The organism is Bacillus sp. OV166, assembly GCF_900177675.1.
Taxonomy (GTDB): Bacteria; Bacillota; Bacilli; order Bacillales; family Cytobacillaceae; genus Neobacillus.
Map to the genome: position 1 here is coordinate 5047344 of NZ_FXWM01000001.1, position 16966 is coordinate 5064309.

A 16966-nucleotide genomic window follows, 5' to 3' on the forward strand; every position below is an offset into this window, starting at 1 on the left:
TCGTTTTTTTATTTCTTTAAATGAAATAGAAACATCTCAATCAATAAAGATTTATTCATGCCTCCTGTTTTCATTTGGAAGTCCGCTTCAGCAAGGAGGTCAATTATATTAGCCAATTCTTCATCTGTAAATTTAGGAGCTTGACCGAGAGCAAGTTTGACTCGGAATGGGTGTGTTTTCAAGAAACCTGCTATTTGCTGCTGTCCATATCCTCTTCTCGAGAGCTCCTTCACTTGGTAAATTAACCTAAATTGTCCTGCCAACAATGCCAGAATCTTAATCGGCTCTTCATTTTGTTTTAACAAATCATAATAAATTCTTAAGGCCTCATCGAGTTTTCGCTGAACCACTTTTTCAATGAGCGTAAAAATATTTTGCTCTAGTGAACGAGCAACTAATTTTTCCACTAGGCTGACATCAATTCTTTTTTCATCTGCCGCATATAATGCTAATTTGTCCACTTCACTGGTAATCATAAACATATTTGTTCCAACCAAAGCGAGCAATTGTTCAATAGCATCAGGTTCAAATTCAATCCCACTTCTTTTCGCCCTGCTCTTTACCCAGTTCCGTAAATCATGTTCATTTAACTTTTTGGCTTCGACTATTTCAGCATTTCTTTTTAATTCTTTCGTTATTTTTTTCCGTTCATCCAATTTTTCATATGGTGCCGAAATAACTAATACTGAGTAGGGTGCCGGCTCTTTTAAATACATTTCGAACCTAGAAAAATTATGATCAATCTTTTCTTTTGATTTTTCAGCCGTTAAAAAAGCAGGATTATGTAAAAAGATAATTTTCTTTTCTCCTAAAAAAGGAAAAGTTTCCGCATCTTCGATTGCAACCTCAATTGGCGTTTCCTCTAAATCATAGCTCGCAAAATTAAAATCCTTTTCTTCTTCGTTTAAAATATGGTTAAGTAATAATTGCTTTGTTTCATTTATTAAGAATGTCTCTGTTCCAAATAATAAATAAATAGGAGCAATTTCCTTTTGTTTAATTTTTCTCCAAATATCCACTACCATTTGTCAGCGCTCCCCTTCTCCCACTCATATATATGGTAAAGAAGCTTGGACAATTTGACAAGCATTTAAAGGGAATTAGCACTTATCAATAAGTGCTAATTCCCAATCTATAATGAACGCCTGCAATAGAAGCCCTAGGATATTCTATTGTCTGGCGGAGTTCCTTGTGTAAGTTTAGTGTAGCCTTTTATCAGTCTCACTATTTTGACAACTCTTGTCAGTTAAGGAAAGCAATTTGATGTACGCTGGATTTTTTCTTGAGAATGACTTATACTATATGTGAAATAGGAGGGGTAGACTGTGAATGAATTTGAAAAAGATGTGCAAAGTAAACGAAACGACGCGATTGATTCTGGGGTAGGATTTGGGGTTTCCTTTGGTTTTTTTGCCATAATGTTTATTGTTGCTACAGTCATTAAAGTAATCGGTTCATAATGAATGGCTACATATGGGTAATTTAGGAGACTGCATTCGTGCAGTCTTTTTTAATTTTTCTTGAGATGCTTTATCCTATGGTAAATAGGGAGAAATGGTTCCTTTTCCTTGATAAAATTTATAGGTTATTGCTCCTTGCTGATCTGTTCGAAAAATAACTGTATTTGTTTTTCTTAACCGGTTAAGCACCTCTGAATGTGGGTGACCAAAACGATTTTTTTCACCGACCGAAATTAATGCTATTCTTGGGCTAATTTGATTAATAAAAGATTCTGCACTTGATGTTTTACTCCCATGATGACCAGCTTTTAAAACATCAACCTTTAAATTAGGATATTTTTTTATGATTTTCTCTTCCCCTTCTTGATCAAGATCTCCACCAAAAAACCAATTAACTCCCCCTAATTGAGCAATAAAGGCAATGGAGCCGCTGTTTCTTTCACCAGCAAAATTCTTTTTAGGTGAAAGGATATCAAATTCATTTTCCCCGCTAATCCACTTGTCTCCTTCTGACACTTTTATGACAGTAATGTTTTTCTTTTTCGCCTCCTCCAAAATGGCAAGTTCAGTAATTGATGGCTCCACTACAGAAGGCATTAGGATTTGTTTTACTTCAAGCTCTTTTATAATCGAGAATGCCCCCCCAATATGGTCCATATCCCCATGAGTTAAGATTAGTTTGTCAATCTTGGTAATACCTTGTCCTTTTAAAAAGGGAACAACTACATCCCTTCCTACCTCAAAGGCTCTGGCTCGTTCCCTCCACTTTTCTTCTGTGTAATTCATTGTCCCGCCTGTATCAATGAGATAGGTTCCTTTATCATGTGCAAGGTGAATCAAAATACTATCCCCTTGGCCAACATCAATCATGGTCACTTCACCATATGGATTTAACCAGTTCCAGCCTTGTTGAAAAATAATCAGCACAACAATCAATAAGAATAGATGGACCGTCCTTTTCAGATACGCTTTAGTTTCCCAAATAAAAAAAATCAAAAGCAGGATAAAAATATACACAATGAGTAAAAACCAATTTGGTCTTCCAGGGATAAAGCGGAAGAAGGTAAAATCAGCAAGATATTCTATAAGATAATTGGAGAGGCTAATGATTGTTCTGAAAATGCTAATAAGTATAAGCGGAGTTTTTCCGAACATAAACTGGATGATAAACAATAGGTACAATCCTGGGAGGTATACAAATGAAAAAAGCGGAATATAGACCATATTGGCGATGATACCTATCATTGAAACCTCAAAGTAATGATACAGTAAGAACGGGAGTGCAGCTAATTGAGCAACTAACGAAGTCACAAGCATACGCGTTATCGTCTTTTCATAGCCTTGCAGAATATATGGAGCAGACAAAATGATCACCAGACTCACTGAGAATGAGAGTTGAAAGCCAGCATCAAAAATCACCATTGGGTAAAAAAATAAATAGGAAATAAATGCCAAGCTAATAGCATCCAGGGGAAAAAGCCTTAAGCGAGCTTTTAACTTTACAGTAAGTAACACGAGGAAAATCATCATCGCTGAGCGAATAACAGATGGTGAACCGCCTGTCAGAATGACATAAATCGGCAGGATGATGAGAAGAAAATTGATCATAAACTGTCTCGTTAGTCCGAATCGAATGCCGATATAAAAAACCATCGCAATTAATAACGAAACATGGAGTCCAGAAATGGCGAGCAAATGAACAATACCGGTTTTTTGGTACGCAGTTAAAACTTCCGGGTCAAACAAATTTCTGTCACCAAATAGTAAGGCGGCGGAAAGTGAAGCGATTTCTATCGGAAAATGTGACTCAAGATAATTAATACCAGAATATCGTAGTTGTTTTATCAATTCCACTGGAGAAGGATTTATCGGAGAGCAAGTTTGCAATGGGTTTTCTTGGATCTCGATAATCCAATAAATGTTCTTCCTAGATAAATACTTGCGGTAATTAAAAGCATTAGGGTTTTTGGCAATCGCCGGTTTTTCCAGAGTGCCTGACACCCTGCATAAACAATGATAAAAGGTTTTCGTCTTTAATAGATATTTTTCTTGTTCTGATTGGATTTTGTAGCGGATGAGGAGTTTTTCCTTGTACCGTGCATCAGCAGCCTGCACTTGTAATAAGTCACCATCAATTTTTGGGTCTTCGGTATATTGAAGATAAAAGGTAGTAGTGGATGAGGGGATCACTGTTTTATTGGTTGAGACTGCGTGTTGACCGATAAAACAGAAGGTCAAAAAACACACAGCTACAAGCCCAAGTTGAAATTTCATAAATCGTTTGTATTTATATAGATGATAAAGATACAGGGTTTGAAATAAGAAAAAGGGAAGAAATATTAATTGAACACATAACACACCTAATAAAGCTGCAATTGCAAAATAAATATATTTTCCATTCATTTGACTTCTCCATTTAGGTATTTTCATTACAAAATACGGAAGAGCCGGAAATAACCGGCATCAATCCGTAGAATTATTGACTAACCTTCCGTAAATCAATCACTGACTCATGCAGCTCTACCTTCTCAATGGTAACATTTGCCTGCTGAAAAAGTTCAATTGCATACGGGTGATTTTTATAATCCTCCGCGTAATAAACGGTTTTAATACCCGCTTGGATAATTGCTTTACAGCATTGTAAGCAGGGGAAATGGGTGACATAAATTTCAGCTTCTGCAGTCGGAACACCAAATTTCGCACATTGAAGCAGCGCATTCATTTCAGCGTGTATGGTTCTTACACAGTGATTGTCAATCACGAAGCAACCTTCATCAATACAATGGTCTCCACCAGCTATTGAACCATTATAGCCACCAGCAATAATTCGTTTATCCCTTACAATTGTAGCTCCCACTGTCAGCCTAGTACATGTGCTTCTTAGTGCGAGCAAATGGCTTTGTGCCATAAAATATTGATCCCATGAGATTCGTTCCACTTCTCCCACTCCCTTTTATGTTCATTCACTTAAGTTTAATAGTGATTGTCCCTATAGGTCAATTAGAGATTTACTATATAGCAAGTAAATCTTTAAATTTTTCGAATGTTTTGTCCCCGATACCGCTTATATTTTTCAAGTCTTCAATAGCTTTGAAAGGGCCGTTTGTATTCCTATATTCAATAATGGCAGCCGCTTTGGCAGGACCGATGCCAGGGAGATTTTGCAATTCAGTTTCATCCGCCTTATTTATATTAATTTTTGATTCCTTTTGATTGCCGCCTGAAGAAATTTGGCTGCCTCCCAAGGGTGCAGAAGAAAGTCCTGCCTCACCCTTTGCTGGGATGTAAATGATCATTTCATCTTGGACATGTTCGGCAAAATTCACCTGACCTTGGTCTGCCTTGTCCGTTAAACCACCCGCTCGACTGATAACATCAATTACTCTCTCACTTGTATTTGCTTGGTATACTCCTGGAAGTTTGATTTGGCCCTTGACATCTACCATTATTTTCTCTGGTAATTCTGGGAGATTTGCGGGTTTCGTCTTTTCTGTTTCCTTCTCTTCCCCTTGAAATTTCTCTTCGATACTTTGGGAATTAGTGGGGATAGGCTCAGGGGCATCATTGACATAAAAAAAATAAAATCCACCGAGTGCAATAATCGCAACAACTACAACAATGATCTTGTGTTCAATCAACCAGTCTTTCACTTGAATCCTTCCTTTCTAAAGGTATATTTCACTTACAGATTTCATATGGTTATAAAAGAAACTTGCATGCGAAGGAGGGTCGGAACAATGAAAATAGGCATTATCGGTACCGGTAATATGGGGAGAATATTGGTGGAGGCCTTGATTGACGGAAAAGCCATTTCCCCTTCCTCTATCATGATTACAAACAGGACAAAATCAAAAGCTATGGTGCTTAAAGATAAATATAGGGAACTAAGGGTTGGAGCGAATCCAAGAGAAGTTGCCGCGGAGTCCGACTTGGTATTTATTTGTGTAAAACCATTAGATGTATTTCAAGTTCTAGATGAAATTAAACCACATTTAAGCCCAGAAAAATGTCTCATTTCTATAACGAGCCCTATCAGTACAAGCCAAATTGAAAAGAAGGTTTCCTGTTCAGCCGTTAGAGTAATCCCAAGTATTACGAATCGCGCATTATCTGGGGTGTCATTGATTACCTATGGGGAAAATTGCAGTGACCGTTGGAAAACGAAAGTGGAGAAATTAATTACGAAGATTGGGGTGCCGTTTCATATTGATGAAAAAATAACGAGGCCTGCCTCTGATATCGTTAGCTGCGGGCCAGCTTTCTTCAGCTATCTTCTCCAAAGTTTCATCCAAGCGGCAGTAAAAGAGACAGAAATTGACGAAGATGCCGCAACAATTATGGCAAGTGAAATGATTGTGGGACTGGGTGAATTATTAAAGCAAGGGCATTATACGCTTTCATCACTGCAGGAAAAGGTATGTGTAAAGGGCGGGATAACCGGTGAAGGTATAAAAGTACTGGATAACGAGCTCGGAGACGTATTTGAGCACCTATTTCAGGCTACGCAGGCAAAATTTAAAGAGGATCTAGATAAAGTAGAGGTGCAATTCTCTAACTATTAATTTCGCCATTTACTGACAAATTCCTTCTTTTCTCATAAAAAAAAGCCATCTTATTTTTTAGATGACTCAGGCTGTCGAAAAACTTTCGATAGCCTTTTATTTTAACCACTTTCTTTAATAATACACCGCGTTAATTTGCTATAATATTATTAATATATAGGATTTTCAACTTATCTGTTGATTTGCGCTCCAGGTGCTTCGCTTTCCGCGGGCGTGCCGGGGAGCCTCCTCGTCGCTTCGCTCCTGCGGGGTCTCCCCTGCCCCGTACTCCCGCAGGAGTCTTCGCGCCTTCCACTCCAATCAACGGTGTAGTATTCAATAAAGACCTTCAACTCATATAAAAAATAATAAGAATAAGTGGTGAAATCAATGTTCTGGCAAGGAAAAGGTTAGGTTAAATCGCTTATCTAAATCGGGAAAAATGCTTTATAAATTTAGAAAGGAAAAAGAAAAGTATGTTGTAATGCTTTAGGTCGATTTGCCTCCCTGTTGATTGGAGCGGAGGGCACTCGACTCCTGCGGGATAGAGAGGTCACTGGAGACCCCGCAGGCGCCAAAGCGCCGAGGAGGCTCCAGGACCTCCCCGCGGAAAGCGAGTGCCCGGAGCGGAAATCAACAGGCCTTTTATCAGAGACAATAAATTAATAAAAAATAGGTATTTAGATTCAGACAAAATAAAAAAATGCCGAGAAAAATACCCTTTCTCGACAATCTGAGCCATCTTATTTTTTAGATGGCTTTCTCTATTTTTTTTGCTACAAAAAAGATTCGCTCTGATTGTGTTGAGGGCTTAGCATCTTTAAAATCAGCACAAACCTCCAACAATTCAAAACCAGTCTCGACTAACCAGTCTGAATATTGCTGGACTGGATATGTTCGTTGAAAATGAATCTCATCAAATCGGTCATACTTTCCTGTCCGTTCATCCAAAACAAAAAAGCTTAACTCATGTTCCACACTATTCGAACTTTCTCCAGGGAAGCTATTCCAGATAAATGAGACATGATCCTCACTGGAAGCAAAGGTTTGATTAATGAATAAATGAGAAATTTTATAAATCGAATGAACATCAAAAACGAATATGCCTTCATCGCTCAAATGCTGGAAGGCGTTTGAAAAAGTATCCATTACCTCTTGCTCGCACTGAAGATAATTTAACGAATCACAAAAAATACCGATGACATCAAATTCCCCCTGGCCCTCCAAGTCAGCCATATTCTGCTGAAAAAACGGAATTCTAACCCCTTCATCCTCGGCCTTCGCCTGTGCCACAGCTAGCATATCCTCAGATAAATCGACTCCCGTTACTTGAAATCCGTCTTGAGCTAATCGGACGGAGAGTTCACCTGTCCCACATGCTAGGTCAAGCAAGCGAGTGCCAGTAACGTTATAGTTCACGCATTTATCTTTGACAAACTGGACCCACTCATCATATGGTGCGTCCTTCATCAGTTCATCATAGAGATAGGCAAATTGCTGATAGCTCATAAATTTAGCGCACTGTGGATGTCTTCCAACGGCGCATCGCCCCATAGACGTTCCAATTTGTAATAGCTTCTTTCGTCACGATGGAATACGTGGGCAACAACATCGCCAAGATCAATCAACACCCATCTTGCTTCATCATAACCCTCAATTCTTTTTACGTCATATCCATGTTCTTGGGCTTTTTCTTTCATTTCCTTTGCAATCGCCTGTACTTGTTTGTCTGAGTTTCCGTGACAAATGATAAAGTAATCAGCAATTAAAGAAATCCCCTTCATATTTAGGGCTAAAATGTCTTCAGCACGTTTGTCATCCGCTGCTTTAACAGCAATTTTTAGTAGTTCTTGATTATCCATTAATCAATCCTCCAGTTTTTTGATTAGATCATTGTACGTATAGAATGTATCAGGGTATATTGTTTGATTCTTTTTTAATAAAAACATGATCGTATTTTGAATGGCCTTAATTAGTGCTTTATCTAAATTTTCTTTAGCCATATCTCGTACCTCTTCCACGCCTGGAAAATGACGGCCTGGTTCAATGTAATCGGCTAAATAAATAATTTTATCCAGTAAAGTCATTCCTGGTCTTCCCGATGTATGATAACGGATTGCTTCCAATACTTCACGGTCGCTGATGCCCGCTTCTTTTTCCACCAAGTAGGCCCCTGCAGGTGCATGCCACAATTCCGAATTAAATTCGAGCAAATCCTGTGGAAATCCTTGACCAGTAATGATTTCCTTCATTTCATCTTTTGGACGAAATTTTGCATAATCATGAAAAATCGCAGCTAATTCGGCTTTTTGTTCATTGCCTCCATATCGCTTTGCAAGTGCTATCGCTGTCTCCATTACTCCCAAAGTATGCTGATAGCGATGATCGGTTAATTGTTCCTTTACAAGCTTTAACGCCTCTTCACGTTCCATATAAATGCTTCTCCTCGATAAATTGAACGACCGGATCAGGCAGTAGATAACGAACTGTCTTTCCGTTCTTCACCCTATCCCTAATCATACTAGATGACACATCCAGTGCAGGAACATCTACATAAAGGACAGGGTATTCTGTTTGACTGCTATATGCCGGTCTTTCAACTCCAACAAATTGGACAAGTTTAATAAGTTCGTCTATTTTATGCCATTTCGGCAGGTATTCAATCATATCCGCCCCAATAATAAAGAAAAACTGATGGTCAGGGTACTGGTCATTAATCATCTTCATGGTATCGACCGTATAAGAAGGACCTTGCCTATGAAGTTCAATCGTTTCCACTCGAAAAGCAGCATTTCCACCGATTGCTAATTCCAGCATTTGCAGGCGATCTTCATTTTTAATCGATTCTGATTTTCTCTTATGGGGAGGCTCTTGGTTTGGCATAAACCAAATTTCATCAAGCTGAAGAGTGGAAAGAACCTCATTTGCAATTAAAAGATGTCCATAATGCGGAGGATCAAAGGTTCCTCCCAATATTCCCACCTTCAACATGCGATCGTCTCCTTATACATTCAATTATGGAAGTTTAATTGTTTTCTTTTCCACAGACTCTTTATAAAGGACAATGGTATTTCCGATAAGTTGAACAATTTCTGCACCCGTACCTTCAGCTAACTGCTCAGCAACGGCCGCTTTATCTTCTTCACAATTTTGCAAAATGCTTACTTTAAATAGCTCTCTTGCTTCAAGTGCATCTGCTACTTGTTTAATCATATTTTCGTTTACTCCACCTTTACCTACTTGAAATATCGGATCTAGGTGGTGCGCCTTTGAACGTAAAAAACTTTTTTGCTTTCCTGTTAACATGTTCTTCCTCCTAATTGTTTTAAAACATTATCTCTCATTCTTTCCACATCAGGGAAAATTCCCGTCCATTTTTCAAAAGCAAGTGCGCCCTGATATACAAACATATCTATCCCGTTTTGGATGCTTGCTCCATTAAGACGCGCTTCTTGTAAAAATTGCGTTTCAAGCGGATTGTATATGATATCACAAAAGACGGTTTGATTCCTTATTTTATTTAGTGGGAATGGCTGCTCATTAATTTTTGGGGACATGCCAATCAGTGTCGTTTGAATAACTAAATCATATTCCCCTAATGATTCACTTGCCTCTTCAAACGAACAAGCACTAGAAAAAACTGAATAAGGACATTCTTTGATTAGTTCCCAGGCTTTCTCTATCGTGCGATTGGCAATGTTCAAGACGAGCGGGTTTTCCTTTGCCAAAGTTAAATAGATGGCTCTCGCAGCCCCGCCTGCTCCAATAATCAGAACCTTTTGGTCTGTTATTTTAGGCAGAAAAGCATTTAAGCCTTTTAGAAAACCAGGGCCATCTGTGTTATAGCCAATTAGTTGACCGTTTTCATTTACAACGGTATTCACAGCCCCGATGTTCGCGGCCAATTCATCTATGCCATCCAGAAAGGGAATGATTTTACTTTTATGCGGTACAGTTACATTAAATCCACTGACACCCAGCGCTTTTAATCCCTTGACAGCATCATGTAAATCCACTTCCTTAACTTGAAATGGAAGATAGGCTGCATCAATGTTATAAAATGAAAATAAATCATTGATCATAACCGGAGACATACTATGTCCAATTGGATTCCCCAAAACAGCAAATAATTTCTTCATCTGAATTCCCCCCACCCATGTCAGCACGTGAAAACCTGACCTTAAAAATATCTATTTATATTAAGGATTTTCGAATTAATGCTTGGACACCTTTTGGTACATAGGCAGCTACTTTTGCACCCGCCTCATTTACGGTAATCCAACCAAGTCCTGAGAAAACGATATCCGTTTTTGCTTCTTTCACAATAAATTCCTGTTTCACAAGCTCAGGAAAAGATTCTAATTGTTCCATACGAGGCGGTGTCAGCATTTCCCCCACATGCTTTTCATAGAGTTCGTCCGCATTCTCGATTTTGGTCCTGTGAATATTCAATTCATTGGAAACATAACAAACAAAGGATCTTCGGCCGCCACTAATATAATCAAAGCGGGCCAAGCCGCCAAAGAATAAGGTTTGTCCTTCATTCAATTGAAACACTTTTGGCTTGATTTCTTTTTTGGGGGTGATAATTTTTAAATCCCTCTTATCAACAAAATGCGCCATTTGATGATGGTTGATAATACCTGGCGAATCAATTAATGATTTTTCATCATCAAGTGGAATTTTGATAATATCCAACGTCGTTCCCGGAAAATGGGAGGTGGTAATAACATCGGATTCTCCTGTTACTTCTTTAATGATTCGATTGATAAACGTAGATTTTCCAACATTAGTACACCCAACCACATAGACGTCTTTACCATTTCGGTGTTCATCAATGGCCGCCGCCGTTTCCTTAACAAATAAGCCTTTCGCAGCACTTACAAGGAATACATCTTCCGGCTTTAACCCTAGTTCTTTGGCTTCATGCTTCATCCAGTGAATTAGCTTACTATGCTTCACAGATTTAGGCAATAAATCCACCTTGTTTCCAACAAGAAGCACTTTATTGCTTCCTACAAAACGGTGTAAACCTGGAAGCCAGCTGCCATTAAAATCAAAAATGTCAACAATCATCACGATTAAGGCATCTGACTTTCCCATTTCATTTAATATTTTTAAAAAATCATCGTCGGTTAAGCTAACATCCTGAACCTCATTATAGTGCTTAAGACGAAAACATCGCTGGCAAATAATCATTTCTTTTTCCAAGGCCGATGTTGGGGCGTATCCTAGTTCCTCTGGGTTTTCTGTTTGGACCTTTACTCCACAACCCATACAAATATGTTGATGTTCACTCACACATTAATCCTCCCATTGAAGCATACCTTTTTTTCGAAACCAATTTAAAATTCTTCTCTCGGCAAAGCGGTTAAATTTTGTAAAAAATCCGTCAGTCTGAGCAACAGGGACAACCAGGATCGTATGAAAACCACCCCGGTTCCCGCCAAGTACATCTGTCAGTAACTGATCTCCAATTACCACTGCCTCTTCTTTTCTAATTCCCATTTGTGAAATGGCCTTGTGAAAGGCAATGGCAAACGGCTTCCTAGCCCTAAAAATAAAGGGGATTTTTAAAGGATCAGAAAAGGCTTTGACACGTTCTTCATTATTATTAGAAACAATTGTCACGAGGATATTATGTTTTCTAATTTCATCAAACCATTTGATTAATTGAGGAGTGGCGTAGGGGCGATCCCATTCCACTAACGTATTATCCAAATCAGTAATGATCCCCTTAATCCCTTTTGCATTCAACTGTTCAGGGGATATATCAAGAATGCTTTTAACATGTTCATTCGGTAAAAATTGTTTTAGCACTAAGCTTACACCTCATTGAATTCTAAATATAATCGTTCAATATTTTTTTCTTGTACAATCATAACCAATTTTAACCTTCGTTTCAAAGATTAAATGTAATTTGTTTATAGTCTTATTATTCATCAAAAACTGATAATACATGATTTTAAAATATTATAGCTTTTTATAAGAGCGCCTAAATCTTTCTAAAATAGGATGAAATTAAAAAGATCAAAAAATATTTTTCGACAAAAATCTTCATTTCACACCTTTGTGGATAAAGTTATTAACATTATACCCATTGAATCATACACATTTCATCATTTTATAAACAAAGTAATCACAAGTTATCCACCAGAAGCTGTGGATAGTTAGAACGATTGTTCTATAGGAATAAATTTGGTAGATTTAGGGTACACCAATTGAACATACCATTTTATGCTTATGGTTCATATAATAGAACAATTTATTTTCAAATCGGAGGTGGATTCTGCCGTGCGGAAACTGTCAGATGAATTATTAATTGAGTCATATTTTAAAGCAAGAGAATTGAACTTAAGCCCTGATTTTATTGGACTTATTGAGTCAGAAATGCTCAGACGCTCCTTATACCATAAAATAAAAATTTCATCATAAAATTAGCAATAGCTCTATAAGAGCTTTTCTTTTTGTCTAGCCTCAAGACCAAGTCTCTGAGGCTGTTTTTTGTTACTGATTTCTCAAAACCCCAAGTTTTTCTCCAACCTTAATGTCCTTAGGGGTCTGAACGTTTGAATCCATTTGAAAAATATCTTTTTCGAATAATAGGACTACGGTCGAACCAAAACTAAAATAAGCCATTTCGCCGCCCTTCACTAATTCTGATCCCTTGTGTGTGGTTTCAATTGAATTAACAAACATAGCCCCAACCTTTACGATTGCAACATGCCCATAATCCGTTTTCACTTCAGTTATAACTCGATAATTCTTGGCGAGTGTTCTAACCCCATATTTTAGCCCCAGCTTATTGACTGGATATGATTTTGAACCAAGCGTCCATTGTTTGGTGACGATTCCATTGACAGGGCTGTGAATACGATGATAATGACTTGGGCTTAAATAAAGGATCATGTATGTACCATTTAAATACTTGGCTAATAGTTGTGGATTTCCCAGCATTTCTTCAATGGAATACGTCTTTCCTTTGACATGAATATCACTCGTCTCTTTAATCGGACCCACATCTTCGATAACCGCATCCACCGGACTGACAACTGAATACTCACCTTTATCAATTTCTCTTGCATCCTTTTTCAATGTCCTGACGAATAAATCATGAAGAGTAGGATATTCTGACAAGCCCTTCTCCATTTCTTCTTGATTTAAATGATAAATCTTTGCAAAGGATGGTACCACGAAACGACTGACATGTGAACGAGCAAACCTTCTTAAGATTCCTGATGTCCACCTTCCATTTGTTAACTCAATCAATAGACGATAAAAGCCTTGGAACATCTAACTACCCCCAAATAGTGTAAAAATACTCTTTACGAAAAGACATAAAAAGCTTAAACTTAAATAATATAGAATGAATGAAAGAAATTAATTTACCTTCCGGCTTGTAAGAAAGGAGTGGTGTGGAGCATGTTTTTATTAGACGTACTAGATCAAACAATAAAAAAACTCAAATCACAAACAGCTAATGTTATCACTTTAACAAACTTATCATTGGGCGGTTTTGCCATTGTATTCGGGCTTCATGGGAATTTAAGATTAAGCCTGCTGTTAATTTTTATTGCCGCATTGGCCGATCGTTTTGACGGCATGATTGCACGAAAATTTAATATTGAATCTGAGTTAGGAAAACAATTGGATTCCATGAGTGATATTATATCATTTGGCGTGGCACCTGCACTATTACTATATCAAGGAATTTTACATGAATTTGGCGGACCGGGTTCATTTTTTACCGTTTTCTACATCGGTTGTGGCGCCTTCAGATTAGCACGCTTCAATATAACGGAAAGCAATGGCTATTTTACTGGTCTACCAATTACAGCAGCAGGATGCTTGGCAACCTTAAGCTTTTTAGCCATTCCCTATATCCCTTCCCAAACATTCTTATTTATCATCATCATTCTATCATTCCTAATGGTCAGTCCATTTAAACTGAAAAAAGTATAGAAATAGCAAGAAAGCATCAACCCGTCCTTGGTTGATGCTTTTTTTATAGGTTGTGTTAAAGGTTATTATTGATTTTGGCACATGTTGATTGGAGCGGAAGGCGCGAGACTCCTGCGGGAGGACGGGTCCGGGGAGACCCCGCAGGCGCTTAGCGCCGAGGAGGCTCCCCGGACCGCCCGCGGAAAGCGAAGCGCCTGGAGTGGAAATCAACAGCCAAGTATACAGAGCCTTTTATAATAAAATTCCTACTTAAATAAAAAAGTTTTTGGACAGACACAATTTCCCTTTTCCTTCATAGGAATTAATAATAGGCGAATAAGCCAAAAAAGACGGGGGTAGATGTGGATGTCTGGAATCTTAACAGCTCTCGGATATTTAATGAAGGAATTCTTATTTCTTGTTTCCTATGTAAAAAATAATGCCTTTCCTCAACCCCTATCTGCCGCAGAAGAAAGAAAATATCTTCGATTGATGGCAGAGGGAGATTCCCATGCGCGCAATATGTTAATTGAACACAACCTAAGATTGGTCGCGCATATAGTAAAAAAATTTGAAAACACTGGGGAGGATTCGGAAGATTTAATATCAATCGGAACCATTGGGTTAATTAAAGCGATTGAGAGTTACTCCGAGGGGAAAGGAACAAAGCTCGCCACCTATGCCGCACGTTGTATTGAGAATGAAATTTTAATGCATTTACGAGCTCTTAAGAAAACAAAAAAAGATGTTTCCTTGCATGATCCAATCGGTCAAGATAAGGAAGGAAACGAAATATCATTAATCGATGTGCTTAAATCAGAATCAGAAGATGTGATTGATACGATTCAGCTGAACATGGAGCTGGAGAAAGTGAAAAAATATATTGAAGTGCTGGATGACCGAGAAAAGGAAGTAATCATCGGGCGATTTGGTCTTGACCTACAAAAAGAAAAAACACAACGGGAGATTGCCAAAGAATTAGGAATATCACGAAGTTATGTTTCAAGGATTGAAAAACGTGCCTTAATGAAAATGTTCCATGAATTCTATCGAGCCGAAAAAGAGAAGAAGAAAAAATAGAAAAGCGGAAGCGTCCGTTTAGCGGCGCTGGAGCTAGACAGTTATCTTTGTTCCAAATTTTATATTTTTTACTTGTAACCTAAAAAAAACAGAGCTAATTATTTCAGCTCTGTTTTTCCATTTTGTAAAGGATTATTCCACTTCATTCCACCATCAATAGATTCATATACATCATTCTTATAAGTAGTGAAGGCGATTTGGTTCGGATCTCTTGGATTAATCGATAAGTAAGTAATTGGATTATCATAATCAAGGAATGGGAAAGCGATATTCTTTTGTTCTCCAGTTGCAGGATTGATTGTTTTTAATAGTACTTTTTCATTTTCCACACTTGAAAATAAAATTGAGTCTCCACTAAATGTAAGTGTCGTAACCATAAATGGATCTGTAATTTGCTTCATGGTGTTCCCATTGTCGGTCGAATAAAAAATACCAGACCTTGTCGACATCGCGATGATATTGCCATTTTTCGGATGAACCGCGATCATCCCAAATGAATCAGAGTTAAAATCCTTTAATGCACTTTTTTTCCACGTCGCTCCATTATCCAGAGAATAATTCACGCCTTGACCCAGTTTTCCATTAGGTTCTTCGTTAATTACATAAAGACCTTTTCCTGAAAAACTCGCACCTACGAAATGGAAGAGCGACTGATCATAAAAGGATATTTTCTTGAGGGTTTGTCCTTTATCAACACTCTGAATTACACCGAGAGGGTCCTTAAGACCCGAACCTTTTTGAGGTTGACCGCTTGCGATAAAACCAGCACTTATAGCTTGAAAGCCAAAGTAATCATGTTGGTTCGTTGTTGTTTCATACCATTCAGAACCATTATACATTTTTAGACCGTCATCTGTAGCTACGTACAAAGCAAAATCATTTCCTGGATAGCCAATACCCAGAATTTGACCTACTTTTAATGATTTCGCCTGGATAATATCAAAGTTTACTTTTGCTATCTTTTCCTGTTCTGGTTTCTGTTCTTGGCTTTTATTTGTGCAGCCTGAGGCCAAAATCAGCATGATTCCTGTCAAAATAGCAAGATAGACTTTCATTGTAATCTTCACTTTTTTCCCTCCATATTAAACTATGAGGTATTCATTTATGAATCCTTATCCATCCACTTATACCCCAGTCCCCATACGGTTGTCAAATAATCGTCAACAGGAAATCCCGTTTTCCGTAATTTATCCCGTAAATTCCGAACATGGGAATCAATTGTCCGGTCTTCTGTTGGAGCCGCATAGCCCCATATCGTCCTCAATAGATGTTCCCTGGTAAACACTTTGTTATGATTCCTTAGTAAAAGCGCTAATAAAGAAAATTCCTTTGGTGTGACAGGTATATGCTGATTCTTGTATGAAACATCAAAAGAATCCTCGTTTAATGAAAGACCATTAAAGTCAATGAATGTTGGATGACCTGTTTGTCTTCTTAAGACAGCGTCGATACGGGCAGTTAACTCCTCTTCGTCGAAGGGTTTAGAAATATAATCATCAGCACCCATTTTTAGGCCTTTAACAATATCATTTTTTTCACTGCGAGCGGTTAGCATAATGATCGGGATGTCCCAGTTTTTTCGAATCTCCTTACATGCTTCCCACCCGTCCAAATCGGGCATCATAACATCTAACAAGATTATATCTGCTTTCTCCTTTTCCAAGTAACAAATTGCCTTGAGAGCGGAAGACATTTTAATGCATTTATACCCTTTGGGAGTTAAATAAAGAGAAAGTAAATCTAACATTCTTGTTTCATCATCAACGAGCAGTATTTTTTTCACTAGTTTCCTCTCCCGCATATTAAATCTTGGATTAAATTATACTACATACGGTTGAAAAACAAATTTGAAGATTAGGTGAATTTCTTTTTTATTCCCTTTTGCATTCCATCCTTCGGGAAGCGTAATGTATAGAATTTTTAGAAAAATAACTATATAATAAT

The 16966-nt window shown here is 37.9% G+C and carries 19 protein-coding genes and 1 pseudogene; 5 read left to right on the forward strand and 15 right to left on the reverse strand.

The window, feature by feature from the left end; translation table 11 throughout:
• Window positions 1–8: 8 nt before the first annotated feature.
• Window positions 9–1025: a DNA polymerase III subunit delta gene (holA, locus tag CCK98_RS24865; protein WP_088089042.1), complete on the reverse strand. Its 1017-nt coding sequence runs from the start codon at window positions 1023–1025 to the stop codon at window positions 9–11.
• A 300-nt stretch (window positions 1026–1325) separates the two neighbouring features.
• On the opposite strand from holA, the gene CCK98_RS24870 reads away from it, so the two are divergent.
• Complete coding sequence (locus CCK98_RS24870) at window positions 1326–1460, forward strand: YqzM family protein (protein WP_026563518.1); 135 nt, start codon at window positions 1326–1328, stop codon at window positions 1458–1460.
• Between the two features lie 75 nt (window positions 1461–1535).
• Here CCK98_RS24870 and CCK98_RS24875 read toward each other — a convergent pair whose 3' ends face one another.
• The 3 genes and pseudogenes from CCK98_RS24875 to CCK98_RS24885 form a co-directional block, all read right to left on the reverse strand.
• Window positions 1536–3863, reverse strand: coding sequence for a DNA internalization-related competence protein ComEC/Rec2 (locus CCK98_RS24875; protein ID WP_179195923.1), 2328 nt, complete (start codon window positions 3861–3863; stop codon window positions 1536–1538).
• An 88-nt stretch (window positions 3864–3951) separates the two neighbouring features.
• Window positions 3952–4398 (reverse strand): annotated as a pseudogene (locus CCK98_RS24880) (ComE operon protein 2); the annotation flags it as partial.
• 73 nt (window positions 4399–4471) lie between these two features.
• Entirely contained in the window at window positions 4472–5110 is a 639-nt protein-coding gene (locus tag CCK98_RS24885; protein ID WP_088089045.1) for a helix-hairpin-helix domain-containing protein, read from the reverse strand.
• Window positions 5111–5197: 87 nt separating this feature from the next.
• On the opposite strand from CCK98_RS24885, the gene comER reads away from it, so the two are divergent.
• The gene (comER, locus tag CCK98_RS24890) at window positions 5198–6022 is read left to right on the forward strand and encodes a late competence protein ComER (RefSeq protein WP_088089046.1); all 825 of its coding nucleotides are present in this window, start codon (window positions 5198–5200) and stop codon (window positions 6020–6022) included.
• A gap of 729 nt (window positions 6023–6751) precedes the next feature.
• Here comER and CCK98_RS24895 read toward each other — a convergent pair.
• From CCK98_RS24895 to CCK98_RS24930, 8 genes are read right to left on the reverse strand one after another with little or no spacing between them, the layout of a single operon-like run.
• Window positions 6752–7510: a class I SAM-dependent methyltransferase gene (locus tag CCK98_RS24895; RefSeq protein WP_088089047.1), complete on the reverse strand. Its 759-nt coding sequence runs from the start codon at window positions 7508–7510 to the stop codon at window positions 6752–6754.
• Window positions 7507–7863, reverse strand: a complete 357-nt coding sequence (rsfS, locus tag CCK98_RS24900; RefSeq protein ID WP_088089048.1) for a ribosome silencing factor — start codon at window positions 7861–7863, stop codon at window positions 7507–7509. The genes CCK98_RS24895 and rsfS overlap by 4 nt, the downstream gene beginning before the upstream one ends.
• Window positions 7864–7866: 3 nt before the next feature.
• A complete protein-coding gene (gene yqeK / locus CCK98_RS24905) occupies window positions 7867–8433 on the reverse strand; it encodes a bis(5'-nucleosyl)-tetraphosphatase (symmetrical) YqeK (RefSeq protein WP_088089049.1) in 567 nt (188 codons plus the stop codon).
• The gene (locus CCK98_RS24910; protein ID WP_088089050.1) at window positions 8423–8992 is read right to left on the reverse strand and encodes a nicotinate-nucleotide adenylyltransferase; all 570 of its coding nucleotides are present in this window, start codon (window positions 8990–8992) and stop codon (window positions 8423–8425) included. Before CCK98_RS24910 ends, yqeK begins: the two co-directional genes overlap by 11 nt.
• A gap of 24 nt (window positions 8993–9016) precedes the next feature.
• Window positions 9017–9307 (reverse strand): ribosome assembly RNA-binding protein YhbY, encoded by a 291-nt coding sequence (gene yhbY / locus CCK98_RS24915; RefSeq protein WP_088089051.1) that lies wholly within the window; start codon window positions 9305–9307, stop codon window positions 9017–9019.
• Window positions 9301–10140 carry a shikimate dehydrogenase gene (gene aroE, locus CCK98_RS24920; RefSeq protein WP_088089052.1) on the reverse strand — a complete coding sequence of 280 codons (840 nt, stop codon included), beginning with the start codon at window positions 10138–10140 and terminating at the stop codon, window positions 9301–9303. The genes yhbY and aroE overlap by 7 nt, the downstream gene beginning before the upstream one ends.
• 55 nt (window positions 10141–10195) lie before the next feature.
• A complete protein-coding gene (gene yqeH / locus CCK98_RS24925) occupies window positions 10196–11302 on the reverse strand; it encodes a ribosome biogenesis GTPase YqeH (protein WP_088089053.1) in 1107 nt (368 codons plus the stop codon).
• Window positions 11303–11305: 3 nt separating this feature from the next.
• Window positions 11306–11821: a YqeG family HAD IIIA-type phosphatase gene (locus CCK98_RS24930; protein WP_088089054.1), complete on the reverse strand. Its 516-nt coding sequence runs from the start codon at window positions 11819–11821 to the stop codon at window positions 11306–11308.
• 474 nt (window positions 11822–12295) lie between these two features.
• Between CCK98_RS24930 and CCK98_RS24935 the strand changes: the two genes are divergently transcribed.
• On the forward strand, window positions 12296–12436 hold the full coding sequence (locus tag CCK98_RS24935) for a sporulation histidine kinase inhibitor Sda (RefSeq protein ID WP_088089055.1): 141 nt from the start codon (window positions 12296–12298) through the stop codon (window positions 12434–12436).
• 72 nt (window positions 12437–12508) lie between these two features.
• On the opposite strand, the gene CCK98_RS24940 is transcribed toward CCK98_RS24935, so the two are convergent.
• The gene (locus CCK98_RS24940) at window positions 12509–13294 is read right to left on the reverse strand and encodes a phosphatidylserine decarboxylase (RefSeq protein ID WP_088089056.1); all 786 of its coding nucleotides are present in this window, start codon (window positions 13292–13294) and stop codon (window positions 12509–12511) included.
• A gap of 129 nt (window positions 13295–13423) precedes the next feature.
• Between CCK98_RS24940 and pssA the strand changes: the two genes are divergently transcribed.
• Both pssA and sigK read left to right on the forward strand, forming a co-directional pair.
• Complete coding sequence (gene pssA / locus CCK98_RS24945; RefSeq protein WP_088089057.1) at window positions 13424–13963, forward strand: CDP-diacylglycerol--serine O-phosphatidyltransferase; 540 nt, start codon at window positions 13424–13426, stop codon at window positions 13961–13963.
• A 345-nt stretch (window positions 13964–14308) separates the two neighbouring features.
• Window positions 14309–15022 carry an RNA polymerase sporulation sigma factor SigK gene (gene sigK, locus CCK98_RS24950; RefSeq protein WP_066257756.1) on the forward strand — a complete coding sequence of 238 codons (714 nt, stop codon included), beginning with the start codon at window positions 14309–14311 and terminating at the stop codon, window positions 15020–15022.
• A 98-nt stretch (window positions 15023–15120) separates the two neighbouring features.
• Here the strand turns inward: sigK and CCK98_RS24955 are convergent, their stop codons facing one another.
• Both CCK98_RS24955 and CCK98_RS24960 read right to left on the reverse strand, forming a co-directional pair.
• Window positions 15121–16089 carry a F510_1955 family glycosylhydrolase gene (locus tag CCK98_RS24955; RefSeq protein ID WP_088089058.1) on the reverse strand — a complete coding sequence of 323 codons (969 nt, stop codon included), beginning with the start codon at window positions 16087–16089 and terminating at the stop codon, window positions 15121–15123.
• A gap of 35 nt (window positions 16090–16124) precedes the next feature.
• The gene (locus CCK98_RS24960; RefSeq protein ID WP_088089059.1) at window positions 16125–16805 is read right to left on the reverse strand and encodes a response regulator transcription factor; all 681 of its coding nucleotides are present in this window, start codon (window positions 16803–16805) and stop codon (window positions 16125–16127) included.
• Between the last annotated feature and the right edge of the window lie 161 nt (window positions 16806–16966).

Coding starts and splice junctions, on each gene's coding strand:
- holA (WP_088089042.1), bottom strand. CDS start 1,025: ATGGTAGTGGATATTTGGAGAAAAATTAAACAAAAGGAAATTGCTCCT.
- CCK98_RS24875 (WP_179195923.1), bottom strand. CDS start 3,863: ATGAATGGAAAATATATTTATTTTGCAATTGCAGCTTTATTAGGTGTG.
- comER (WP_088089046.1), top strand. CDS start 5,198: ATGAAAATAGGCATTATCGGTACCGGTAATATGGGGAGAATATTGGTG.
- CCK98_RS24895 (WP_088089047.1), bottom strand. CDS start 7,510: ATGAGCTATCAGCAATTTGCCTATCTCTATGATGAACTGATGAAGGAC.
- rsfS (WP_088089048.1), bottom strand. CDS start 7,863: ATGGATAATCAAGAACTACTAAAAATTGCTGTTAAAGCAGCGGATGAC.
- yqeK (WP_088089049.1), bottom strand. CDS start 8,433: ATGGAACGTGAAGAGGCGTTAAAGCTTGTAAAGGAACAATTAACCGAT.
- CCK98_RS24910 (WP_088089050.1), bottom strand. CDS start 8,992: ATGTTGAAGGTGGGAATATTGGGAGGAACCTTTGATCCTCCGCATTAT.
- yhbY (WP_088089051.1), bottom strand. CDS start 9,307: ATGTTAACAGGAAAGCAAAAAAGTTTTTTACGTTCAAAGGCGCACCAC.
- aroE (WP_088089052.1), bottom strand. CDS start 10,140: ATGAAGAAATTATTTGCTGTTTTGGGGAATCCAATTGGACATAGTATG.
- CCK98_RS24940 (WP_088089056.1), bottom strand. CDS start 13,294: ATGTTCCAAGGCTTTTATCGTCTATTGATTGAGTTAACAAATGGAAGG.
- pssA (WP_088089057.1), top strand. CDS start 13,424: ATGTTTTTATTAGACGTACTAGATCAAACAATAAAAAAACTCAAATCA.
- sigK (WP_066257756.1), top strand. CDS start 14,309: ATGTCTGGAATCTTAACAGCTCTCGGATATTTAATGAAGGAATTCTTA.